Raw genomic sequence first — 22760 nt, forward strand, 5'->3', positions numbered from 1 at the left:
GTCGTGCGCAGCACCTCGTGCCGGGCCACCACGTCGCGTACCGCGTGCACGAACGCGTCGGCCTCGCAGCTGCGGATGTGGTTCCAGTACCGCATCGACGGACCGAGTCCGGTCAACAACATCCCGTTCGCGGCCCGCATCAACGGGCCGTGCGACGCCGACGCGTTCGTGCACGCGGTACGCGACGTGGTGGCCCGGCACGAGGTGCTGCGCACGACCTACCGTGAAATCGACGGTGCGCCATACCAGATCGTCAACGACGATCTGGAGGTCGCGGTGCGCCGCGCCCACGGCGCCGACGACGAGTGGCTGGACACCGAACTCGGCAAGGAGCGCAGGCACGTCTTCGACCTGGAAGCCGACCCACCCGTTCGCGCGGCCGTGCTCGCAACGCCGGACGCGCACGTGGTCTCGCTGGTGGTGCATCACATCGCCGCCGACCACTGGTCGGCGATGGTGTTGTTCACCGACCTGCTGACGGCCTACCGGGCCAGGCGGGCCGGTGAGGCACCGGGTTTCGCGCCGCTGCCGGTCCAGTACGCGGACTACGCGGCGTGGCAGGCGGCGCTGCTCGGCGAAACCGACGGGCCCGTCGCGGCGCAGCGCGACTACTGGCGCGAGCAGTTGGGCGGTCTGCACGAGGATCCGGGCCTGACCCCGGATTTCCCGCGCCCGCCGGTGCTCAGCGGGGAAGGGGACGCCGTCGAGTTCGGTATCGACGCCGCCACCCGCGGCAAGCTCGCCGAACTGAGCCAGGAGCTCGGCGTCACCGAGTTCATGCTGCTGCAGGCGGCCGTGGCGGTCGCGCTGCACAAAGCCGGTGAGCGCCCGGACATTCCACTGGGCACCCCGGTCGCGGGCCGCACCGAGGCCGAACTCGACCAGCTCGTCGGCTTCTTCATCAACATCGTGGTGCTGCGCAACGATCTGACCGACAACCCGACGCTGCGCGAGGTGCTGCGCCGGGCCCGCGACACCGCGCTTCAGGCATACGCCCACCAGGACCTGCCGTTCGACCAGGTGGTCGATGCGGTCAGCCCGGCGCGGTCGCTGTCGCGCAACCCCTTGTTCGGTGTCGTCGTGCACGTGCGGGAGGCGCTGCCCGCCGACCAGGTGATCGAATCGCGGCCCGACGGCGACACCACGTTCACCGCGCTCGAGCCCCCGTTCGACGTCGCGCACGCCGATTTGTCGGTGAACTTCTTCGGCGCCGACGACGGCTACCGCGGCCACGTCATCTACCGCACCGACCTGTATCGGCGCAGCACCGCCGAACGGTTCGTCGGGTGGCTGAATCGTGTGCTGGCCGCCTTCGCCGACGATCCCGGTCAACGGGTGCGCGACGTGCAGATCGCCGACGGCGAAGAGCGCCGGCTGGTGCAGCGGTTCAGCGCGGCGGCATCGGCCAGCGTGCTCGACGGCTGGCGCGACCCGGTCGCGATCGGCGTGGTCGGCGACGTCTACGAGCACGTCGTCGACGAGACGGGCGCCGACCTGCGTGCGACGGGCAGACGTGGGCGCTGGACCGTCGAGGGTGAACTGGAGTACATCGAGGCCGTCGAGGCGCGTCGCCCGGCGACGCCTGCCGGGCCGGCCGAACCCGTGCGCACCGAAACCGAACGCGTGCTGGCATCGCTGCTCGCCGAGGTCGTCAACGTGCCCGAGGTGAACCGCACCGACGACTTCTTCGAGCTCGGTGGCGATTCCATTCTCGCGGTTCAGCTCGCCGCCCGGGCGCGCGATGTCGGGCTGGCGGTCACTGCGCGAATGGTGTTCGAGCACCCCACGATCCACGACCTGGCTGCCAAGGTGGACGGTGGCGCGGAGACGGAGACACCCGACGTCCATCACGAGCCGATGGCGGCCTCGGGCCTGTCGGCCGACGAACTGGCGGCGGTCACGTCGATGTGGTCGGCGTCCCAAGAGGGCGCACCGTGACCTCGACGCAGGCCGAACCAAAGGTCGCCATCGAGGACGTGATGGCGCTCAGCCCGCTTCAGCAGGGGCTGTTCTCGCTGGCGCAGCTGAGCAGCGCCGAAGATGGCGGCGAGGACCCGTATGTCATCACCATGGCGGCCGATGTCACCGGATCGCTGGACGCGGGCCTACTGCGCGAGTGCGCGGCCACGATGCTCGCCCGCCACCCCAACCTGCGGGCGAGTTTCGTTCGGGCGCAGAGCAAACCGGTCCAGATTGTGCCGAACCGCGTCGACGTGCCGTGGCGTCACATCACCGCGGCGGCCGACGAGGTCGAGGCGCTCGAGACCGATGAATATCGCAGGCCGTTCAACCTCGCGCGTGGACCGGCGATCCGGTTCCTGTTGATCGAGGTGCCCGAATCGCACTGGCGATTTGTCGTCGTGGCCCACCACATCATCATCGACGGGTGGTCGCTGCCGCTGTTCGTCGGCGAGCTGATCTCGCTGTACCGCTCGGGCGGCGACCCGTCCGTACTCCCACCGCCGCCGCGCCCGTACCGCGACTACATCGGATGGCTGGCCGGCCGCGATCAGGAGACCAGCCGCGCGCTGTGGCGTGAGCACCTCGCCGGCCTCGACGCCCCGACGCTCGTCACACCCGCTCTCACCTCCGGGGAGCCGCCCACCGGTGAACCGCACCGTACCGAGCTGCGCCTGGATCGGGACGCTACGCAGCAGTTGGCCGAGGCCGCCCGGTCCCGCGGTGTCACGGTCAACACCCTGGTCCAGATGGCTTGGGCCGCAGTGCTCTCGGCGTTCACCGACCGCTCCGATGTGGTGTTCGGTGTGACGGTGTCCGGACGCCCCGGCGAGTTGGCGGGCGTGGAGACCATGGTCGGGCTTTTCATCAACACGGTGCCGCTGCGGGTCCGGTTGGACCCGACGGCCCGAGTGGGCGCCCAATGCGTTGCGCTGCAACGCGAAGCGGCCAAGCTGCGCGACCACGGATACCTGCCCCACAACGAACTGCGGGCCCTGGGTGGCATCGGCGAGATGTACGACACCCTTCTCGTGTACGAGAACTTCCCGCCCGGCGGCCTGGTCGGTGGCGGCGACTTCGAGGCCAACGGCGCGACATTCCGGCCTGCTGCGCTGGAGAGCGTGTCGCACTTCCCGGTCACCATTGCCGCGCACATGAACGACGATCAGCTCACTGTCCTGGTCGAAGTCGTCGAAGGGGCGCTGGGCCAGATGACTCCCGAGTCGCTCGGGCATCGGTTGCTCACCACCACACAGCGACTGATCACCGGCTGGGATCGGCCGCTGCGCGACGTCAATACCCTGCTTGACGGCGAGGGCGCTATCGCAACCGCTGAGCCTGCGCCGGCGAGCGAACATCTCGGCGTGCACACCGCGTTCGCCGAAGCCGCAAGCGCGCGGTTGGGTTCACCGGCGCTGAGTTGGTCCGGCGGTGAGCTGACCTACCGACAACTCGACGAGGCGGCCGATCAGCTCGCCGCCGCGCTATGGGCCAAGGGTGTACACGCCGAAACCCCTGTCGCGATCCGCCTTTCGCGAGGACCGCAGTACGTCGTCGCGATGCTGGCGGTGCTCAAGGCAGGTGGTGTGATCGTGCCGCTGGACCCCGGGATGCCTGCCGAGCGGATCGCCGACATCCTCGACCAGTGCGCTGCGGCCGTCGTCGTCGACGACGAGATGCTCGCCGAGGTCCCGTCCGAAACCGCCGAGGACTTCCGGCCGGTGACCGCGCTGCCGGGTCAGGCCGCCTACATGGTGTTCACCTCCGGCACCACCGGCAGGCCCAAGGGGGTCATCGGGACCCACCAGGCGCTACTGGCCTACGCCGAGGACCACGCCCGAAATGTGCTGCGCCCCGCGGCGGCGCGGCTTCGTCACCCGCTGCGGGTGGCCCACGCCTGGTCGTTCACGTTCGACGCCGCATGGCAGCCGCTGGCCGCCCTGCTCGACGGCCATGCGGTGCACATCGTCGACGACCACATCCAGCGTGACGCCGAGGCGCTGGTCGAAACGATTGGCCGGTACGGGATCGACCTGATCGACACCACCCCGTCGATGTTCGCCCAGCTGCACGCGGTCGGACTGCTGACGACGGTGCCGCTCGGGGTGCTCGCACTCGGCGGGGAGGCCGTCGGCATCCCGGCGTGGAACCTGATCCGCGACGAATGCGCGCGCACCGGCATGGCGGCCTACAACTGTTACGGCCCAACCGAAACCACCGTCGAAGCCGTCGTCGCCACGATCGCCGAACACGACCAGCCGACCATCGGGCATCCCACGTCGCCCAGCAGGGCCTACGTGCTGGATTCGTGGCTGCGACCGGTACCCGACGGTGTGCCGGGCGAGTTGTACCTGTCGGGCGGCCAACTGACGCGCGGCTACCTGGGCCGGTTCGGCGAGACCGCCCGCCGGTTTGTCGCCGACCCGTTCAGGCACGGCGAGCGCATGTACCGGACCGGTGACGTGGTGCGGCGCCAACCCGACGGCGCGCTGGAGTTCCTCGGGCGCTCCGACGCGCAGGTGAAGATTCGTGGCTTCCGGGTGGAGCCGAGCGAGATCTCGGCGGTCCTGCACAGCCATCCCGCGGTGCGCCACGCCCACGTCATGGTGCGCCAGCAACGGTGGGGCGCACAACTGGTGGCGTTCGTCGCCGCCGAACCTGCGCCGGCGGCCTCCGAGTTGCGCGCCATGGTGTCAAAACGCCTGCCGCGCTATATGGTTCCGCACTCGATCGTGGTCATCGACCAGATGCCGCTGACCACGCATGGCAAGGTCGACGAGGCCGCACTGACTGCGATCGCCGTCGCCGAGGGGCCCTCGACCGCGCCGGAGACCGAGACCGAGAAGGCGCTGGCCGCAGTGCTCTGCGAGTTGCTTGAAAGCCCCGACGTCACCACCATCGATGTCAACGCGGATCTTCTGGCCCTCGGCCTGGACAGCATCGTCGCGCTGTCGGTGGTGCAGGCCGCCCGCAGGCGTGGAATCCCGTTGCGCGCCAGGCTGATGCTGGAGTGCGCGACATTGCGTGAGCTCGCCGAGGCCATCGAGAACGAGTCGGCGCTCGCCGAGCACGACGACGACCCCGACGGTCCGACGCCCGTGCTGCCCAGCGCGCACTGGCTCTACGAACACGGCGAACCGCGACGGTTGGCGCAGACCGAGGCCATCCGGTTGCCCGACGGCGTCACCCGAGATCGACTCGAGCAGATTCTGCGCGCCGTGGTCGGCGGACATCCGATACTGCGAAGCCGGATCGACCGGCAGACGATGACGCTCGTCGAGCACGAGCCACAAGATCTGCTGACCGAGGTGCCCGTGGACGACGACACGGACGAAGCCCTCGTCGCAGCCGTGGCCGAACACGCCCATCGGTCGGTGGAACGCCTTGACCCCGAACTGGGTTCGATGCTCGCCGCGGTGTGGCTGCACCCGCCCAGCGGGCCCGGCATCCTGCTGCTGACCGCCCATGTGCTGGCCGCGGACCCGGCGTCCTGGCGGATCCTGTTGGCCGAACTCGACGCGGCCTGGCACACCATCGCATCGGGCCGCGAACCGGCGCCCATCCGCGAGCACACCAGCTACCGGCGCTGGTCGAGGCTGCTGCGCGAGCGGGCGTACACGCTTGACACGGCCGACTTCTGGGCGGCTCAACTCGACGGCGAGGACCCACCGCTCGGCGCCCGCAGGCTGCGCCCGCAGACCGATCGGGTCGGCGACGTCGTCGTCTCGATGGCGGTGACCGACACAGACCTCACCCTGCGGTTGCTCAACGCCTCCGAACCCGCGCCGCACCTGCTGGCTGCCGCGGCGGCGCGCACCGTCACCCGCTGGCGGCTGCACCGCGGCCAGGGCACCCCGCCGCCGCTGTTGGCCCTGGAGACACACGGCCGCGCCGACAACCTGATCGACACCGTCGACACCTCCGACACCGTCGGCCTGCTCACCGCGATCTACCCGCTGCGTGTGCAGACCGCCCGCGATGTGGGCGAGATTCCGGGTGACGGCATCGATTACGGGCTGCTGCGCTATCTGCGGCCCGACACCGCCGAACGCCTGGCGGCGCTGCCCGAACCGCAAGTGTTGCTCAACTTCCTGGGCCGGGTGCACGCGGGGTTCGACGGCGGTGCGCTGCGTCCGGACCGGAAACTGCTGGCGGGGGTGTCGCCGCTGCCCGAACCGCGGCTGGCGGTCCGGCACGAACTGACCGTGCTCGCCGCCGTACTCGGCGACAGCGACGCGCCGGTGCTGGGCACGCAATGGCGCACGCTTCCCGAGATTCTGTCCGCCGACGATGTCGCCGCACTGCAGACGATGTGGCTGGAATCGCTACGAGAGGTCGTTTCATGAGCCGGACACTTGCGGTGGTGGGTGCGGGCGCCAAGGCCGTCGCCGTCGCCGCCAAGGCCGCCGAACTTCGCGACATGGGCATCGACGTGCCCGAGGTCGTCGCCGTCGAGAAGACCGGCGTGGCCGCCAACTGGCAGGCCGACGGCGGTTGGACCGACGGGCAGCACCGGTTGGGCACGAGCCCGGAGAAGGACGTCGGCTTCCCGTACCGCTCGGCCCTGGTGCCGCGGCGCAACGCCGAACTCGACGAGCGCATGACGCGGCACAGCTGGCAGCAGTACCTGATCTCGACGGGCCAGTTCGCCGAGTGGGTCGACCGCGGACGGCCCGCCCCCACCCATCGCAGGTGGAGCCAGTACCTGCGCTGGGTCGCGGGCAACGTCGAGATGAACGTGGTTCGCGGCGAGGTGCGCGGCATCTCGGTCGACACCGAATCCGGTGAGCCGCGGTGGGCGCTGCAGACGCCCGACCGCACCGTGACGGCCGATGGCCTGATGATCACGGGCCCCGGTCAGCCGGAGCGCTCGATCCTGCCGGGCAATCCGCGGGTACTGTCGATCGCGCAGTTCTGGCATCGCGCGGCGCAGTACGAGCTGATCCGCGCCGAACGCGTGGCGGTCATCGGCGGGGGAGAGACCGCGGCGTCGATGCTCAACGAGCTGTTCCGGCATCGGGTTTCGACGATCACGGTGATCTCGCCGCAGGTGACCCTGTTCACCCGAGGCGAAGGATTCTTCGAGAACACGCTGTTCTCCGACCCCACCGGCTGGACCAGCCTGACCATGACGGAGCGCCGCGACGCGCTGTTACGTACCGACCGCGGGGTGTTCTCCGCTCGCGTGCAGGAGGCGCTGCTCGCCGACGACCGGATCCGCCACCTGCGGGGCCGGGTCGCGCACGCGGTCGCCCGCGAAGGCCGTATCCGGTTGACGCTGAGCACAACTCAGGGCGGCGAATCGCTCGAGACGGTGCACGGTTTCGACCTCGTCATCGACGGCTCGGGTGCCGACGCGATGTGGTTCGTGCCACTGCTCGGCCAGGACGCATTGGATCTGCTGGAACTCGGCCTCGGCGCGCCGCTGACCCCGGATGTGCTGCAGGAGGCCATCGGCGACGACCTCGCCGTCTCCGGGTTGCGGCCCAAGCTCTTCCTGCCGGGTCTGTCGGGACTCACGCAGGGGCCGGGCTTTCCCAATCTGTCGTGTCTGGGTCTGTTGTCGGACCGCATCCTTGGCGCCGACCTGGGCGAGGCCACCGGCGCGTCACCGAAAGGGCATGAGCGTCAATCAGTTCGGTGAGGCGGTTCTAAACCTGTCGCGCCTGGGCCCACGCGTCAGCCGGGGACGGAACGTCCATGTCGAACACGCGCGCGTGCAGCACCGTGCGGTTGCGCAACGCGGCCCGCACCGCGCGGTGCAACCCGTCTTCGAGGTAGATGACGCCCTTCCACCGCACCGCGTGCGGGAACAGGTCGCCGTAGAACGTCGAATCCTCGGAGAGCAGTCGGTCGAGCGCGAGCACCGTAGTGGTGGTGACCAACTCGTCGAGGCGGATCTGGCGCGGGGGGATCTGCGCCCATTGGCGGTGGGACAACCCGTGCTCGGGGTAGGGCCTACCCTCCCTGACTCCCTTGAAGATCATCGGGCCAGCGTCCTTCGAGTCGTCCCCCGAGTCCTCCCCGGACTGTGACAACAAGTAGCAAGGCTAATGCACCGCGATCGCGCCTGTTGCACGTGTCGAAGAGCCGCGCACGCGCTATCGGCGCTGTTGGTGCCCCTAAAATGGGTGACAACGCGATTCGAGGGGTAGGTGAGCAACATGGGTAGCGCCGACGACCGCCGGTTCGAGGTGCTGCGCGCGATCGTCGCCGACTTCGTGGCCACCAAGGAGCCGATCGGGTCGAAGACGCTCGTCGAGCGGCACAACCTCGGGGTGTCCAGTGCGACCGTGCGCAACGACATGGCGGTGCTGGAGGCCGAGGGCTACATCGCCCAGCCCCACACCAGCTCCGGGCGCGTGCCCACCGAGAAGGGCTACCGCGAGTTCGTTGACAGGATCGACGACATCAAACCGCTGTCCTCGTCGGAACGTCGCGCGATCCTGTCGTTCCTCGAATCCGGCGTCGATCTCGACGATGTGTTGCGCCGCGCCGTGCGCCTGCTCGCGCAGCTGACGCGCCAGGTCGCGATCGTGCAGTACCCGACGCTGTCCACCTCCACGGTGCGCCACCTGGAAGTGGTCGCGCTCACCCCGGCCAAGCTGCTGCTGGTGGTGATCACCGACACCGGCCGGGTGGACCAGCGCATGGTCGAGCTGGGCGACACGCTCGATGAGCACGACGTGAGCAAGCTGCGCGACCTGCTCGGTCAGGCCCTGGAGGGCAAACCGCTGGCGGCCGCATCGGTGGCCGTCGCAGACCTGGCCTCCCAGCTGCACGGGCACGGCGGGCTCGCCGACGCGGTCGGCCGGTCGGCCACCGTGCTGGTCGAGACGCTCGTCGAGCACCGCGAGGAGCGGCTGCTGCTGGGAGGCACCGCCAACCTCACCCGCAACACCGCCGACTTCGGCGGCTCCCTGCGATCGGTGCTCGAGGCGCTCGAGGAGCAGGTGGTGGTGCTGCGGCTGCTGGCGGCGCAGCAGGAGGCCGGCAAGGTGACCGTGCGCATCGGCCACGAAACCGAGGCCGAGGAGATGGCCGGTACGTCGGTGGTGACGACCGCGTACGGCAGTTCGGGCAAGGTGTACGGCGGCATGGGTGTGTTAGGGCCCACCCGAATGGACTATCCGGGAACTATCGCTAATGTCGCTGCGGTTGCTCTCTATATCGGGGAAGTCTTAGGCAGCCGGTAGACCCGGCACAGGTGGAAGGTCAGGCAAGTCAGCGTGGCACGCGACTATTACGGGCTGCTCGGCGTGAGCAAGGGCGCGTCGGATGCGGAGATCAAGCGCGCCTATCGCAGGTTGGCGCGCGAACTGCATCCCGACGTCAATCCGGACGAAGCCGCTCAGGCCCGGTTCAAGGACATCAGCGCCGCCTACGAGGTGCTCAGCGATCCGGAGAAGCGCCGCATTGTCGATCTCGGCGGCGACCCGCTGGAGTCGGCGGCGAACGGCGCCGGTTTTTCCGGTGGCTTCGGGGGCCTTGGCGACGTGTTCGAGGCGTTCTTCGGCGGCGGCGCGACCACCCGCGGGCCGATCGGCCGGGTGCGGCCCGGGTCGGATTCGCTGCTGCGGATGCGGTTGGACCTGTCGGAGTGCGCGACAGGCGTGACCAAGCAGGTCACCGTCGACACCGCGGTGCTGTGCGACCTGTGCCACGGCAAGGGCACACATGGCAACTCCGCCCCGATGACCTGCGACACCTGTGGCGGCCGCGGCGAGATCCAGACGGTTCAGCGCTCGCTGCTGGGCCAGGTCATGACGTCGCGGCCCTGTCCGGTGTGCGGCGGCGTCGGTGAGGTCATCCCAGACCCCTGCCATCGCTGTGGCGGTGACGGCCGCGTGCGCGCCCGCCGGGAGATCAGCGTGAAGATCCCAGCAGGTGTCGGCGACGGCATGCGGGTGCGGCTGGCGGCACAGGGCGAGGTCGGACCCGGCGGTGGACCCGCGGGCGACTTGTACGTCGAGGTGCACGAGCAGCCGCACGCCACCTTTATGCGCGACAGCGACGATCTGCACTGCACGATCTCGGTGCCGATGGTCGACGCGGCGCTGGGCACCTCCGTCACCGTCGACGCGATCCTCGACGGCCCGACCGAGATCGCGATCCCGTCCGGCACACAGCCCGGCGCCATCGTCACGCTGCGCGGCCACGGAATGCCGCATCTGCGCTCCGGGGTCCGCGGTGACCTGCACGCCCACATCGATGTCGTGGTGCCGTCGCGGCTGGACAACGAGGACGCCGAACTGCTGCGCAAGCTCAAGGCCAAGCGCGCCCGCGACGTCGCCGAGGTGCGCTCGGCGCAGCCGACGGCCGCGAGCGGCGGCGGGCTGTTCAGCCGGCTGCGTGAGACGTTCAGCGGCCGTTGACGGCCGCGATCGCGCTCGGATGACGACCCGGCCACAGAATCCGACCCGGACGCCTCGGTAACGCGATGTCCGCGGCGCTGTTCTACGTCGACGCCCTGCCTGGGGTCGGTGAGTTCGCGGTCGTCGAGGGCGACGAGGGTTTCCATGCGGCCAATGTGCGCCGAATCCGGCCCGGTGAACGCCTACAGCTCAGCGACGGCGCCGGAGAGCTCGCGCACTGCGAGGTCGACGAGGTGGCGAAGGGCAGGTTGACGGCGCGGGTGCTGGACCGGCGTTTCGTACCGCCCCCGTCACCGACCGTGACCGTCGTGCAGGCGCTGCCCAAGTCGGATCGCTCGGAGTTGGCGATCGAATTGGCCACCGAGGCGGGCGCGGACGTGTTCGTGGCCTGGCAGGCCGCCCGATGCGTGGCTCGGTGGGACTCCGGGCCCAAGGCCGAAAAAGGTCTGCGCCGCTGGAGTGCGGTGGCCCGCTCGGCGGCCCGGCAGTCGCGGCGGGCCCGCATCCCCGAGGTCAGCGGCCCGGTCTCGACCACCCAGCTGGTCGACGGACTCGGGGGCCGAGACGCCGTCGTGCTCGCGTTGCACGAATCGGCGACGCAGCGACTCGCCGATGCGCCGGTCGCCGCGGCCGATGCGGTGGTCGTGGTGGTGGGACCGGAAGGCGGCATCGCCGACGACGAGCTGGCCGCGCTGTGCGATGCGGGTGCGACGGCCGTGCGGCTGGGGCCCACGGTGCTGCGGACCTCTACCGCCGCGGCTGTTGCGCTGGGGGCGCTGGGCGTGCTGACCGAACGGTGGTCGTGATGGGCGGACGCCTTAAGCATTGGGTCGTGTCGCTGACCAGCGGTAAACTGTGAACAGACATCAGCAACGGCCAGGCCAGAACCAGAAAGCAGGCACTGAACCCTCTTGACGCCCCGCGAGACGACCGCTGACTCTGATCAGTCTTCTGAGTCGGTACGCAGCAGCATCAACATTCCGCCCGACCTCGTCGTGGGCCTACTGGGTTCCGCCGACGAGAATCTGCGCGCGCTCGAGCGCGTCCTGGCGGCCGACATCCATGTGCGCGGCAACGCGCTGACCCTGTCCGGTGAACCCGCCGACGTCGCGCTCGCCGAACGGGTGATCTCCGAGCTGATCGCGATCGTGGGCAACGGCCAGGCCCTGAACCCCGACGTCGTGCGGCACAGCGTCGGGATGCTCACCGGAACCGGGAACGAGTCGCCCGCCGAGGTGCTCACCCTCGACATCCTGTCGCGGCGCGGTAAGACCATCCGGCCCAAGACGCTGAACCAGAAGCGCTACGTCGACGCCATCGACGCGCACACCATCGTGTTCGGCATCGGTCCCGCGGGCACCGGTAAGACGTATCTGGCGATGGCCAAGGCCGTCAACGCTTTACAGTCCAAGCAGGTGTCGCGGATCATCCTCACCCGGCCGGCAGTGGAGGCCGGTGAGCGGCTCGGCTTCCTGCCCGGCACGTTGAGCGAGAAGATCGACCCGTATCTGCGCCCGCTCTACGATGCGCTGCACGACATGATGGACCCCGAGCTGATCCCGAAGCTGATGAGCGCCGGGGTGATCGAGGTTGCGCCGCTGGCGTACATGAGGGGCAGAACGATTTCGGATGCCTTCATCATCCTCGACGAGGCGCAGAACACCACCGCCGAGCAGATGAAGATGTTTCTGACCCGGCTCGGCTTCAACTCGAAAATCGTTGTGACGGGCGATATCACGCAGGTCGACCTGCCCGGAGGGGCCGCTTCGGGCCTGCACGCGGCGATGCGGATCCTCGACGGCATCGACGACATCCACTTCGCCGAGCTCACCAGCGCCGACGTCGTGCGGCACCGGCTGGTGTCGGAGATCGTCGACGCGTACGCGCGACACGACGAGCCCACGCAGCTCAACCGTGCCCAGCGCCGCGCCTCCGGCGGCCGTGCCCGACGGTAGCGGTCGATATGAGCATCGAGGTGTCCAACGAGTCGGGCATCGACGTCTCCGAAGAGGAACTGATCAGCGTCGCCCGCTTCGTCATCCGCAAGATGAAGGTCAACCCCGCGGCCGAACTGTCGATGGTGCTGCTCGACACCGCCGCGATGGCCGATCTGCACATGCGGTGGATGGATCTGCCGGGCCCCACCGATGTCATGAGCTTCCCGATGGACGAGCTGGAGCCGGGCGGTCGGCCCGACGCACCCGAGCCGGGTCCGGCCATGTTGGGTGACATCGCGCTGTGCCCGCAGTTCGCCGCAGACCAGGCCGCTGCGGCCGGGCATTCGCTGGGCCAGGAGCTGGCGTTGCTCACCGTGCACGGGGTTTTGCACCTGCTGGGCTACGACCACGCCGAGCCCGCCGAGGAAAAAGAGATGTTCACCTTGCAGCGTCAACTGCTCGAGGAGTGGGTCGCCGACCAGGTCGAGGCCTACCACCACGACCGCCAGTCCGAGAAGGAACGCCGACTCCTCGACAACTCGCGATACTTCGACGAACTGTGACCGGCGTCGGACAGCTGATCTTCGCGATCGTCCTCGTCTTCTTCGGCGGGGTGTTCGCGGCGATCGACGCGGCCTTGAGCACGGTGTCGATGGCGCGCGTCGAGGAACTCGTCCGCGAGGAACGACCGGGAGCGGTGCGGCTGGCCAGGGTGATGGCCGAGCGTCCCCGCTACATCAACCTGATCGTGTTGCTGCGCATCGCCTGCGAGGTCGGGCCGACGGTGTTGTTGGCCGCCTATCTCGATGGGCATCTCGGCGTCACGTGGGGGTTGTTCGTCGCCGCCGCGATCATGGTGGTGGTCAGCTTCGTCGTGATAGGCGTCGGCCCGCGCACGCTCGGCAGACAACACGCCTACACGATCGCCCTGCTCGCGGCCCTTCCGCTGCAAGCCCTTTCGGTGCTGCTGACACCGATCAGCCGGTTGCTGGTGCTGCTCGGTAACGCGCTGACACCTGGCCGCGGATTCCGCAACGGCCCGTTCGCCTCCGAGATCGAACTGCGCGAGGTGGTCGACCTGGCCCAGCAGCGCGGTGTGGTGGCCGACGACGAGCGGCGGATGATCCAGTCGGTGTTCGAACTCGGTGACACCCCGGCACGCGAGGTGATGGTGCCGCGCACCGAGATGGTGTGGATCGAAAGCGACAAGACCGCAGGGCAGGCGACCTCACTGGCGGTGCGCAGCGGCCACTCCCGGATCCCGGTGATCGGCGAGAACGTCGACGACATCGTCGGCGTCGTCTACCTCAAAGACCTCGTGCAGCGGACGTACTACTCAACCGACGGCGGTCGCGGCACCAAGGTCTCCGATGTCATGCGGCGCACGGTGTTCGTACCGGATTCCAAGCCGCTCGACGAGTTGCTGCGCGAGATGCAGCGCGACCGCGTCCACATGGTTCTGCTGGTCGACGAGTATGGCGCGATCGCCGGCCTGGTCACCATCGAGGACGTCCTCGAGGAGATCGTCGGCGAGATCGTCGACGAGTACGACGCCGGCGAAGTGGTGCCCGTAGAAGACTTGGGCGACAACCGCTATCGCGTCTCGGCCCGATTGCCGATAGAGGACCTCGGCGAGCTCTACGACATCGAGTTCGACGACGACCTCGATGTGGACACCGTCGGCGGTCTCGTCGCGCTGGAACTCGGCCGCGTCCCGCTTCCGGGCGCCGAGGTGACGTGGGATGGGCTGCGACTGCAGGCCGAAGGCGGGCCGGACCCCCGCGGGCGGGTGCGCATCGGCACGGTTCTGGTCAGCCGCACCGAGACTCCGCAAAGAGAAGACGACGGCGGTGATGACGATGAGCGCGTACGCGAGGAGCGGTGAGGCACGATGACTGACCTCGACAGTGAGGACGCCAAGCTCGTGACGCTGGCGCGCGGGGCGATGGCGCGGGCCGAGGCCGGCAGCGGCGCCGCTGTCCGCGACCGTGACGGCCGCACCTACGCGGCGGCACCGGTGGCGCTGACGGCGTTGGAGCTGACCGCATTACAGGCCGCCGTGGCCGCAGCGGTGTCGAGTGGCGCGACCGGGCTGGAGGCCGCAGTGGTGCTCGGCGGCCCGGCCGACGACGCGGGTGTAGCCGCGGTGCACGAGCTGTCCGCGGACGCGACGGTGATCGTCACAGACCGATCCGGGCGCCCGGTGCGAAACCCATGAGCGACGAGTTCCGTTCGGGCTTCGTCTGTTTCGTCGGCCGGCCCAATACCGGAAAGTCGACGCTGACCAACGCGCTGGTCGGCGCCAAGGTAGCGATCACGTCGAACCGCCCGCAGACCACCCGGCACACCATTCGCGGAATCGTGCACCGCGAGAACTTTCAGATCGTGCTCGTGGACACCCCGGGGCTGCACCGCCCGCGCACGCTGCTCGGGCAGCGGCTCAACGACCTGGTCAAGGACACCTACTCCGAGGTCGACGTCATCGGATGGTGCATCCCCGCCGACGAGAGGATCGGTCCCGGCGACCGCTGGATCCACGACCAGATCCGCGCGGTCGCACCCAAGACCACACTGGTCGCGATCGTCACCAAGATCGACAAGGTGCCCAAGGACCGCATCGCGGCGCAACTGGTGGCGGTCAGCGGGCTGGTCGGACCCGACGTGGAGATCGTGCCGGTGTCGGCGACCGCGGGGGACAACCTCGACGTGCTCGTCGACGTGCTCGCCTCCGAACTACCGCCGGGACCGGCCTTCTACCCCGACGGCGAGCTCACCGACGAGCCGGAGGAGACCCTGATGGCCGAGCTGATCCGCGAGGCCGCGCTCGAAGGCGTGCGCGACGAACTACCACACTCGCTGGCCGTCGTCATCGATGAGGTCACCCCGCGCGAGGGCCGCACCCCGGAGCAGGGCGAGCTGATCGACGTCCACGCGATCCTGTTCGTCGAACGCGAGAGCCAGAAGGGCATCGTCATCGGCAAGGGCGGCGCCAGGCTGCGCGAGGTCGGCACCGCCGCGCGCCAGCAGATCGAAAAGCTGCTGGGCACCAAGGTCTATCTCGACCTGAGAGTCAAGATCGCCAAGAACTGGCAACGCGACCCGAAACAACTGGGCCGCCTGGGCTTCTAACGCGTCAGCTCTGGGCGCCCGAGCCGGGCTCCCCGAACGGCCGTCCCGGGCCGTGTGCCGGTGGGGCGCCGTCGCCCTTGCCGTAAACCGCCACCACCACCGTGCGATCGAGCGCGTTGGCCGACCACACGCCGATGTCGACGTTCGAACAGTCGGCCATGATGGCCTTGTAGTCCGGCCGGTGATACCACTGGTTGAGCAACTCGATGCCACTCATCGCCAGCGCGGGGTTGATGGCCACCGTCTCCGTCACCGGGCCCGCGTAGCCGGCGTTGCGCGCACGGTCGGCGACCGTGCTGCCGTCCGAGCCGATATCGCCGCCCAGCGCGCGGTTGTTGAGCACGTCGTTGGTGTGCCATTCAGCGGCCAGGCGAAGTTTCGGGTTGATCTTGATGTCGGTGTCGCAGCCGGCCTGCTTCTGAATGGTGTAGACGTTGGCCACCACACCGTCGTTGAACCGCTTGTTGTCAGCGGCCGCGGTCGGAACCCCGGTCACCAAGCCGCCCACCAGCCCCAGAACCGGTAACGCGCACGCATAACCCAGCGCCCTCATGCCGGGAGACTCTACGCGACCTCGTCGGAGACGTCCTCGGGTTCGCGCCGGTCGGAGGCCGCTACCGGCTTGTCGGATGCCGCGGGCTCGGGGTCAGGGGCGGGTGCGGGAAACCACCACGGCTCGGGCTGGCGCACCGTCCAGCCGTTGATCGCCTCCAACTCCGCGGCCAGCGAGATCAGCAACGGCTCGCTGTTGGCCGGGCCCATCAGCTGAACGCCGATCGGCAGGCCTTCGGAGGTGAACCCGGCGGGCACGTTGATCGACGGCCAGCCCAGCAGATTCCACGGCCAGGTCACCGGGCACGCCTTGATCATCGTGCGGTCGGTGGCCAGCCCGCCGAGCTCATCGAACTCGTGCACTTTGGGCGGCGGCTGCGCGGTCGTGGGGGCCAGCACCACATCGGCGATGTTGAAGATGTATCCGATGCGGCGATGCGCGCGGGCCTCGCGGCCGCGGGCCTTGCGCAGCACGTGCTCCGACAGCAACCGGCCGGTGCGCAGGTTGGCCTTGGTCCGCTTGTCGAGCGTGACGCCGTGGCCGAGCCGGTCGGCCCACTCCAGCAGTCCCGACATCGACCGGGACAGGAAGTTCCATGACATCTCGAGGCTGTAGTCCGGATCGGCGCCAAAGACGCTGTGCCCGAGGTCCTCGAGCTGAGCGGCGACGACCGACATCGCCGCCTGGATCTCCGGGTGCAGCTTGGCGCGGAACACCGTGAACGGGAACTTCGTCGACATCGCGACCCGCAGGGGGCCGGGCGCCTGCGCCACGTACTCCGAAACCTTGACCGGTGGGGGCTGATGGCGATCGCCTGCGACGTTGCCGGACGCGGCGTCGAGCACCAGCGCCGCATCGGCGACGGTGCGTGCCAGCACGCCGTTGACCGTGATCCCGTTGAACGCCTCGGGCAGCGGCCACGTCGAGATCCGGCCGCGCTGTGGTTTGATGCCGACCAGATGCGTCCACGCGGCTGGGATGCGCACGCTGCCCGCCCCGTCGGAGCCGATCGCGGCGGTCACCAGCCCGGCCGCCACCGCGGCGGCGCTGCCGCCGGATGAACCGCCGGGGGTGTGGTCGCGTGACCACGGGTTGCGGGTGTGGCCGAAGGCGGGTCCACTGGTGAACGGCCACTGACCGAGTTCGCAGGTGTTGGTCTTGCCGACGATGACCGCGCCCGCCGCCTTCAACCGCCGCACCACCTCGGCGTCCCGGGTGGCGGGGCGGACATTGCCGTCGGCGCCGAACCGGGTCGGATGGCCCGCGACGTCGACGTCGTCCTTGACCGCGATCGGGATGCCCAGCAGGGGATACTTCGAAAGATCCTGGCCTGCGGCGCGTTTGCGGTCCGCGGCTGCGGCGTCGATGAGGGCCTGCTCGGTGAACACCACGCGGAACGCGTTGAGCGTCGGTTGGCTGGCCGCGATGGCGTCGAGCGAGCGCTGAACCAGTTTCACCGACGTCATGGAGCCGCTCGCGAGCTGGAAGAGCTGTTGAGTGAGGGTGGGGAATCGCGCGTTTTTGACCATCGAGTAGAAGCTTATCGGCGGTGCGGATCGGAATCTGACGGACCGCAGTGGGAGACTGAACCGATGCGGCTGTATCGGGACCGGGCGGTGGTGCTGCGCCAGCACAAGCTCGGCGAGGCCGACCGCATCGTGACTCTTCTCACCCGCGATCACGGGTTGGTGCGGGCGGTGGCCAAGGGGGTGCGGCGCACCCGCAGCAAGTTCGGTGCCAGGCTGGAGCCGTTCGCGCACATCGACGTTCAGCTGCACCCGGGCCGCAACCTCGACATCGTCACCCAGGTGCAGGCCATCGACGCGTTCGCCTCCGACATCGTCAGCGACTACGGCCGCTACACCTGCGCCTGCGCGGTGCTGGAGACCGCGGAGCGCCTGGCCGGTGAGGAACGCGCGCCGATGCCCGCGCTGCACCGGCTGACGGTGGCCGCGTTGCGGGCGGTGGCCGACGGCGGCCGGCCCCGTGAGCTCGTGTTGGATGCGTACCTGTTGCGCGCCATGGGGATCGCGGGCTGGGCACCGGCGTTGACCGAATGCGCCCGCTGCGCTGCCCCTGGCCCCCACCGGGCGTTCCACGTGGCGGCCGGGGGCAGCGTGTGCGTGCACTGCCGACCCTCCGGATCGGCGACGCCGCCCCAGGCCGTGTTGGACCTGATGGCCGCGCTACACGACGGGGACTGGGAGTACGCCGAGACGTCGACGGCGTCGCACCGCAGCCAGGCCAGCGGGCTGGTGGCCGCGCATTTGCAGTGGCATCTGGAGCGCCAATTGCGGACGTTGCCGCTGGTGGAACGGGTGTACCGGGTGGATAGGAGTGTCGGCGAGCAGCACGCGTCGGTGGTCGGGCAGGATGTGCCACATGGCGAGCGAACGGGATGGGCGGAGGAAGAAGGCTCCGCCGACCTACCCACAGCTGCCTCCGGCGCCTGACGACTATCCCACGTTCCCGGACAAGTCGACGTGGCCCGTCGTCTTTCCTGATATTCCTGCAGGAACCAACGGCCGGTTCGCGCGCCCGCCCCAGCACACGTCGAAGGAGGCCGCGCCGCGCATCCCTGCCGATCAGGTGCCCAAGCACGTCGCCGTGGTCATGGACGGCAACGGGCGCTGGGCCACCCAGCGTGGCCTGCACCGCACCGAGGGACACAAGATGGGCGAGGCCGTCCTCATCGACATCACCTGCGGTGCAATCGAAATCGGCATCAAACACCTGACGGTGTACGCGTTCTCCACCGAGAATTGGAAACGCAGCACCGAAGAGGTGCGCTTCCTGATGGGCTTCAACCGGGAGGTGGTGCGTCGCCGCCGGGAGAACCTCAACGACATGGGCGTGCGGATGCGCTGGGTCGGCTCGCGGCCCCGCATGTGGCGCAGCGTGATCAAGGAGTTCGACATCGCCGAGCAGATGACCGTCGGCAACGACGTCATCACGATCAACTACTGCGTCAACTACGGCGGACGCACCGAGATCGTCGAGGCGACGCGCGAGCTCGCGCGGTTGGCCGCCGACGGCAGGATCAAGCCGGACCGCATCAGCGAGGCGACGTTCGCCAAGCACCTACACCGCTCCGACATCCCCGACGTCGACCTGTTCATCCGGACCTCGGGGGAGCAGCGCGCCAGCAACTTCTTGCTCTGGCAGGCCGCCTACGCCGAGTTCGTGTTCCAGGACAAGTTGTGGCCGGACTACGACCGCCGCGACCTGTGGGCCGCCTGCGAGGAGTACGTCAACCGCAACCGTCGCTTCGGCCGGGCCGAATGACGTACCTGAGCGGCGAGCCTGAATGATGTACCTGAGCGGGAGAGCGTGATGGCAATGCAGGAGCGGCTCGGCGAGATCCTCGAGGGCGTGGTGCCCGTGACGCGAGAGGACGACGGGGCGGTCACCGTCCACCACGACGAGACCTTCGCCTCGCTGCGCACGGTCGCGGTCGCCGAAGGCCTGGAATTGGTGTCGCTGACCCAGATTCTGGCCTGGGATCTGCCGCTGGATGCCAAGCTGCGCGCCGCGGTCGCCGAACACGCCCACAACACGCTGCTGGGCACGGTGTCGCTGGCCTCCAAGAGCGCGCCAGCGCAGATCGCCGCCGGCGCCAAGCGCAACTCCAAGAAGGCCGCGGATGTGCTGCTGCGCTACAACTTTCCGGCCGCCGGGCTGACCGATGACGCGCTGCGCACGCTGATCCTCATGGTGCTCGCCACCGGCGCCGAGGTGCGCCGTGCGCTAGTCGGCTGAACCGTTCGTCGTCGCGCACTGCCCGCAGACGCCGAAGATCTCGATCGTGTGGCTGACGTCGGAGAAGCCGTGCTGTCGGGCGATGTCGGCGGTCCAGGCCTCGACGTCGCCGCCCTGGATTTCCACCGTCGAACCACACGCGCGGCAGACCAGGTGGTGATGGTGGTCCTCCGAACAGCGGCGGTACACCGACTCGCCGGTGTCGGTGCGCAGCGTGTCGACGACGCCTGCGGCCGCCATCTGTTGCAGCGTGCGGTAGACGGTGGTCAGCCCGATGCCTTCGCCGCGCCGGCGAAGCTCGTCGTGCAGTTCCTGGGCCGAACGGAATTCGTCGACGTTCTCCAGCAGGTCTGCGATGGCTGCGCGTTGCCTCGTCGCGCGCACACCGGTCGTGTTCACTCGTCGGCCTCGGCCGCGTGCGTGACCGCCGCGACGACGATGTCGGCGAGGTGATGATCGACGAGGCGGTACATCACCTCCCGCCCGGACCGTTCACCGGCGACGACGCCGGCGGCCTTCAGGATGCGCAGGTGCTGGCTGACCAACGGCTGGGGCACCGCCAGCGCGTCGACGAGCTCGTGCACGCAGCGCGCCGACTCCCGCAGCTGCAGCACGATCGCGATCCGCACCGGAGCGGCCAACGCGCGCAGCAGGTCGCCGGAGGTGTCGAGCACGTTGCGCGGTGGCAGGGCGGGATACGGTGCGCCGCCGTGGTCGTGGGCGTCCCCGGTGGCGACGTGTCCGTCCGCCAAAGTGGAAACGATTTTCATTACGGCCAACAATACATGCGCTTCTATGCATGTCAACGTTGGGATACGGCTGCCCCAATTGCCGCGGGCGACCGCGTCTGTCCGCGAAATCGCGGCGTGTCGCCGTGCAAATGCGGTCGCTCGGCGGCGGTGAGCGTGTCGCTAGGCTATGCAGTCGTGGCTCACTCTTCCTCGATCATCGACACCGTTGCGAACCTGGCCAAACGGCGCGGGCTGGTTTACCAGGCGGGGGAGATCTATGGCGGCACCAAGTCGGCGTGGGACTACGGCCCGCTCGGCGTGGAACTCAAGGAGAACATCAAGCGCCAGTGGTGGCGGTCGGTGGTCACCAGCCGCGACGACGTGGTGGGCCTGGACTCGTCGATCATTCTGCCCCGCGAGGTGTGGGTGGCGTCCGGACACGTCGACGTGTTCAACGATCCGCTGGTCGAGTGCCTCAACTGTCACAGGCGGCATCGGCAGGACCACCTGCAGGAGGCGTACGCCGAAAAGAAGGGGATCAGCGAACCCGAATCCGTGGAGATGACCGAGATCGCGTGCCCGGACTGCGGGACCAAGGGACAGTGGACCGAACCGCGCGACTTCAACATGATGCTCAAGACCTACCTCGGTCCGATCGAGAGCGAAGAGGGTCTGCACTATCTGCGGCCGGAGACCGCGCAGGGCATCTTCGTCAACTTCGCCAACGTAGTGACCACGCAACGCAAGAAGCCGCCGTTCGGCATCGCCCAGACCGGCAAGAGTTTCCGCAACGAGATCACGCCGGGCAACTTCATCTTCCGAACCCGCGAGTTCGAGCAGATGGAGATGGAGTTCTTCGTCGAACCGTCGACCGCACGCGAGTGGCACCAGTACTGGATCGACGAGCGGCTGCAGTGGTATGTCGAACTGGGCATCGACCGCGACAATCTCCGGCTCTACGAGCACCCGAAGGAGAAGCTGTCGCACTACTCCGACCGCACCGTCGACATCGAGTACAAGTTCGGCTTCCAGGGAAACCCGTGGGGGGAGCTGGAGGGTGTCGCGAACCGTACTGATTTCGACTTATCCACGCACACAAAGCATTCCGGTGCCGACCTGTCCTACTACGACCAGGCCAACGACACCCGCTACGTCCCCTATGTGATCGAGCCGGCGGCCGGTCTGACGCGGTCGTTCATGGCGTTCCTCGTCGATGCCTACGCCGAGGACGAGGCGCCCAACGCCAAGGGCGGCGTCGACAAGCGCACGGTGTTGCGGCTGGATCCGCGGCTCGCGCCGGTCAAGGCCGCGGTGCTGCCGCTGTCGCGCAACGAGGCGCTCTCGCCGAAGGCGCGCGACCTGGCCACCGAATTGCGTAAGTGCTGGAACGTCGAGTTCGACGACGCGGGCGCGATCGGGCGGCGTTACCGTCGCCAGGACGAGATCGGTACCCCGTTCTGCGTGACGGTTGACTTCGACACACTCGAGGACCAGGCCGTCACCGTCCGTGAGCGCGACGCGATGACGCAGGACCGGGTCGCCCTCGATCAGGTCAGTGACTACCTCGGCGCCCGTCTCAGAGGCTGCTAGCGGCGGGTTCACGCCAGCCCGTTTCCGCGAGCGTGCGTGTGTGCCCACGACACGCCGCGAAAATTGAGTACTAGACGCACGCTCACTCATCGCCGAGCGTGCGTAGTAAGAGAACTATGTCGCGTGTTGTGCGTGGTAAGTGCGACGTCCCCCTGTTGTCGTTAGAGGGCTTGGTGTCCCAAGACAACGAGGAGGACGTCGTGTCTAAGAGTAGGGCTTTGTCGCGTGGAGATAAACGCCGTAACGCCCGATTGGCCCGGTTGCGGGAGTTGGTGCCGGTTGGTTATGCCGTGTTGGGTATTGATCTGGCTGATGTGAAGCAGGTGGTGGTGCTCACTGATTTGGATTCGCGGGTGCTGGCGCGTCAGCGGGTCTCGGCTAAGGCCTGGGATCTGGGGCCGGTGCTGCGATGGGCCCGTCGGGTGGCCGTTCAACACGGATTTGCCGGTGTGACGGTGGGTTGTGAACCGACCGGTCATCGTTGGCGGGTACTCGAACAGCTTGCCGCCCAACATGACATGCCTTTTGTGTGTGTGAATCCGATGTTGGTGGGCCGGGCCCGCGAAACCGAGGATTACACCCGCGATAAAAGCGACGACAAGGACGCGATGGTGATCGCGCGGCTGGTGGCCCAGCTCAACTGTTACATCCCTGAACGTGCCGACCAGATCTGGGCGCGGCTGCGTCAGCTCGGAGCACGCCGCGAACGGTTGATTACCGAGTCGAC

21 protein-coding genes are annotated in these 22760 nt (G+C 68.5%); 16 read left to right on the top strand and 5 right to left on the bottom strand.

The annotated features are described in order from the left end of the window. From AU192_RS18810 to mbtG, 3 genes are all read left to right on the top strand, one after another. Positions 1-1938, top strand: a 1938-nt coding sequence (locus AU192_RS18810; protein WP_242656978.1) for a condensation domain-containing protein, incomplete at its 5' end; no start/stop codon positions are given. Between the two features lie 41 nt (positions 1939-1979). After that, complete coding sequence (locus AU192_RS18815; protein ID WP_064398972.1) at positions 1980-6305, top strand: non-ribosomal peptide synthetase; 4326 nt, start codon at positions 1980-1982, stop codon at positions 6303-6305. Further along, positions 6302-7603, top strand: a complete 1302-nt coding sequence (mbtG, locus tag AU192_RS18820; protein WP_064398937.1) for an NADPH-dependent L-lysine N(6)-monooxygenase MbtG — start codon at positions 6302-6304, stop codon at positions 7601-7603. Before AU192_RS18815 ends, mbtG begins: the two co-directional genes overlap by 4 nt. Positions 7604-7610: 7 nt before the next feature. On the opposite strand, the gene AU192_RS18825 is transcribed toward mbtG, so the two are convergent. Further along, complete coding sequence (locus AU192_RS18825; protein WP_064398938.1) at positions 7611-7946, bottom strand: type II toxin-antitoxin system VapB family antitoxin; 336 nt, start codon at positions 7944-7946, stop codon at positions 7611-7613. A 177-nt stretch (positions 7947-8123) separates the two neighbouring features. Between AU192_RS18825 and hrcA the strand changes: the two genes are divergently transcribed. The 8 genes from hrcA to era all read left to right on the top strand — a co-directional run bounded on the left by hrcA (position 8124) and on the right by era (position 15400). Continuing rightward, positions 8124-9155, top strand: coding sequence for a heat-inducible transcriptional repressor HrcA (hrcA, locus tag AU192_RS18830; protein WP_064398940.1), 1032 nt, complete (start codon positions 8124-8126; stop codon positions 9153-9155). A gap of 33 nt (positions 9156-9188) precedes the next feature. After that, complete coding sequence (dnaJ, locus tag AU192_RS18835; protein WP_064398941.1) at positions 9189-10334, top strand: molecular chaperone DnaJ; 1146 nt, start codon at positions 9189-9191, stop codon at positions 10332-10334. Positions 10335-10399: 65 nt separating this feature from the next. Beyond that, on the top strand, positions 10400-11140 hold the full coding sequence (locus AU192_RS18840; RefSeq protein ID WP_064398943.1) for a 16S rRNA (uracil(1498)-N(3))-methyltransferase: 741 nt from the start codon (positions 10400-10402) through the stop codon (positions 11138-11140). A gap of 105 nt (positions 11141-11245) precedes the next feature. After that, positions 11246-12289: a PhoH family protein gene (locus AU192_RS18845; protein WP_064398945.1), complete on the top strand. Its 1044-nt coding sequence runs from the start codon at positions 11246-11248 to the stop codon at positions 12287-12289. A gap of 8 nt (positions 12290-12297) precedes the next feature. Next, on the top strand, positions 12298-12834 hold the full coding sequence (gene ybeY, locus AU192_RS18850) for an rRNA maturation RNase YbeY (RefSeq protein ID WP_064398947.1): 537 nt from the start codon (positions 12298-12300) through the stop codon (positions 12832-12834). After that, complete coding sequence (locus AU192_RS18855; protein ID WP_064398949.1) at positions 12831-14156, top strand: hemolysin family protein; 1326 nt, start codon at positions 12831-12833, stop codon at positions 14154-14156. Before ybeY ends, AU192_RS18855 begins: the two co-directional genes overlap by 4 nt. A 6-nt stretch (positions 14157-14162) precedes the next feature. Further along, positions 14163-14489 carry a hypothetical protein gene (locus tag AU192_RS18860; RefSeq protein WP_064398951.1) on the top strand — a complete coding sequence of 109 codons (327 nt, stop codon included), beginning with the start codon at positions 14163-14165 and terminating at the stop codon, positions 14487-14489. Then, positions 14486-15400, top strand: coding sequence for a GTPase Era (era, locus tag AU192_RS18865; RefSeq protein WP_064398953.1), 915 nt, complete (start codon positions 14486-14488; stop codon positions 15398-15400). Before AU192_RS18860 ends, era begins: the two co-directional genes overlap by 4 nt. A gap of 4 nt (positions 15401-15404) precedes the next feature. Here the strand turns inward: era and AU192_RS18870 are convergent, their stop codons facing one another. Both AU192_RS18870 and AU192_RS18875 read right to left on the bottom strand, forming a co-directional pair. Continuing rightward, the gene (locus AU192_RS18870) at positions 15405-15953 is read right to left on the bottom strand and encodes a CAP domain-containing protein (RefSeq protein WP_064398955.1); all 549 of its coding nucleotides are present in this window, start codon (positions 15951-15953) and stop codon (positions 15405-15407) included. A gap of 11 nt (positions 15954-15964) precedes the next feature. Beyond that, positions 15965-17482 carry an amidase gene (locus AU192_RS18875; RefSeq protein WP_064398957.1) on the bottom strand — a complete coding sequence of 506 codons (1518 nt, stop codon included), beginning with the start codon at positions 17480-17482 and terminating at the stop codon, positions 15965-15967. A gap of 63 nt (positions 17483-17545) precedes the next feature. Between AU192_RS18875 and recO the strand changes: the two genes are divergently transcribed. Genes recO through AU192_RS18890 form a run of 3 tightly spaced genes read left to right on the top strand, consistent with a single transcriptional unit; the run spans position 17546 to position 19712 of the window. Then, entirely contained in the window at positions 17546-18406 is an 861-nt protein-coding gene (recO, locus tag AU192_RS18880; RefSeq protein ID WP_064398959.1) for a DNA repair protein RecO, read from the top strand. After that, entirely contained in the window at positions 18336-19238 is a 903-nt protein-coding gene (locus tag AU192_RS18885) for a decaprenyl diphosphate synthase (RefSeq protein ID WP_064398961.1), read from the top strand. Before recO ends, AU192_RS18885 begins: the two co-directional genes overlap by 71 nt. A 48-nt stretch (positions 19239-19286) precedes the next feature. After that, positions 19287-19712, top strand: a complete 426-nt coding sequence (locus AU192_RS18890; RefSeq protein WP_064398963.1) for a hypothetical protein — start codon at positions 19287-19289, stop codon at positions 19710-19712. On the opposite strand, the gene AU192_RS18895 is transcribed toward AU192_RS18890, so the two are convergent. Continuing rightward, complete coding sequence (locus AU192_RS18895; protein WP_064398965.1) at positions 19701-20111, bottom strand: Fur family transcriptional regulator; 411 nt, start codon at positions 20109-20111, stop codon at positions 19701-19703. The two genes, AU192_RS18890 and AU192_RS18895, sit on opposite strands and share 12 nt — an antisense overlap. Continuing rightward, positions 20108-20482: an ArsR/SmtB family transcription factor gene (locus AU192_RS18900; RefSeq protein WP_064398968.1), complete on the bottom strand. Its 375-nt coding sequence runs from the start codon at positions 20480-20482 to the stop codon at positions 20108-20110. The genes AU192_RS18895 and AU192_RS18900 overlap by 4 nt, the downstream gene beginning before the upstream one ends. Before the next feature lie 156 nt (positions 20483-20638). Here AU192_RS18900 and AU192_RS18905 point away from each other — a divergent pair, with 156 nt between their 5' ends. Both AU192_RS18905 and AU192_RS18910 read left to right on the top strand, forming a co-directional pair. Continuing rightward, positions 20639-22033 carry a glycine--tRNA ligase gene (locus AU192_RS18905; protein WP_064398971.1) on the top strand — a complete coding sequence of 465 codons (1395 nt, stop codon included), beginning with the start codon at positions 20639-20641 and terminating at the stop codon, positions 22031-22033. Positions 22034-22206: 173 nt separating this feature from the next. Then, positions 22207-22760, top strand: a 554-nt coding sequence (locus AU192_RS18910) for an IS110 family transposase (protein WP_165593256.1), incomplete at its 3' end; no start/stop codon positions are given.

Origin of the sequence: Mycobacterium lehmannii, assembly GCF_001499925.1 — a bacterium.
GTDB lineage: Bacteria > Actinomycetota > Actinomycetes > Mycobacteriales > Mycobacteriaceae > Mycobacterium > Mycobacterium lehmannii.

Coding starts and splice junctions, on each gene's coding strand:
- AU192_RS18860 (WP_064398951.1), top strand. CDS start 14,163: ATGACTGACCTCGACAGTGAGGACGCCAAGCTCGTGACGCTGGCGCGC.
- AU192_RS18825 (WP_064398938.1), bottom strand. CDS start 7,946: ATGATCTTCAAGGGAGTCAGGGAGGGTAGGCCCTACCCCGAGCACGGG.
- AU192_RS18890 (WP_064398963.1), top strand. CDS start 19,287: ATGGCAATGCAGGAGCGGCTCGGCGAGATCCTCGAGGGCGTGGTGCCC.
- hrcA (WP_064398940.1), top strand. CDS start 8,124: ATGGGTAGCGCCGACGACCGCCGGTTCGAGGTGCTGCGCGCGATCGTC.
- AU192_RS18900 (WP_064398968.1), bottom strand. CDS start 20,482: ATGAAAATCGTTTCCACTTTGGCGGACGGACACGTCGCCACCGGGGAC.
- AU192_RS18870 (WP_064398955.1), bottom strand. CDS start 15,953: ATGAGGGCGCTGGGTTATGCGTGCGCGTTACCGGTTCTGGGGCTGGTG.
- ybeY (WP_064398947.1), top strand. CDS start 12,298: ATGAGCATCGAGGTGTCCAACGAGTCGGGCATCGACGTCTCCGAAGAG.
- AU192_RS18815 (WP_064398972.1), top strand. CDS start 1,980: ATGGCGCTCAGCCCGCTTCAGCAGGGGCTGTTCTCGCTGGCGCAGCTG.
- AU192_RS18875 (WP_064398957.1), bottom strand. CDS start 17,482: ATGGTCAAAAACGCGCGATTCCCCACCCTCACTCAACAGCTCTTCCAG.
- era (WP_064398953.1), top strand. CDS start 14,486: ATGAGCGACGAGTTCCGTTCGGGCTTCGTCTGTTTCGTCGGCCGGCCC.
- AU192_RS18885 (WP_064398961.1), top strand. CDS start 18,336: ATGGCGAGCGAACGGGATGGGCGGAGGAAGAAGGCTCCGCCGACCTAC.
- AU192_RS18840 (WP_064398943.1), top strand. CDS start 10,400: ATGTCCGCGGCGCTGTTCTACGTCGACGCCCTGCCTGGGGTCGGTGAG.
- mbtG (WP_064398937.1), top strand. CDS start 6,302: ATGAGCCGGACACTTGCGGTGGTGGGTGCGGGCGCCAAGGCCGTCGCC.
- recO (WP_064398959.1), top strand. CDS start 17,546: ATGCGGCTGTATCGGGACCGGGCGGTGGTGCTGCGCCAGCACAAGCTC.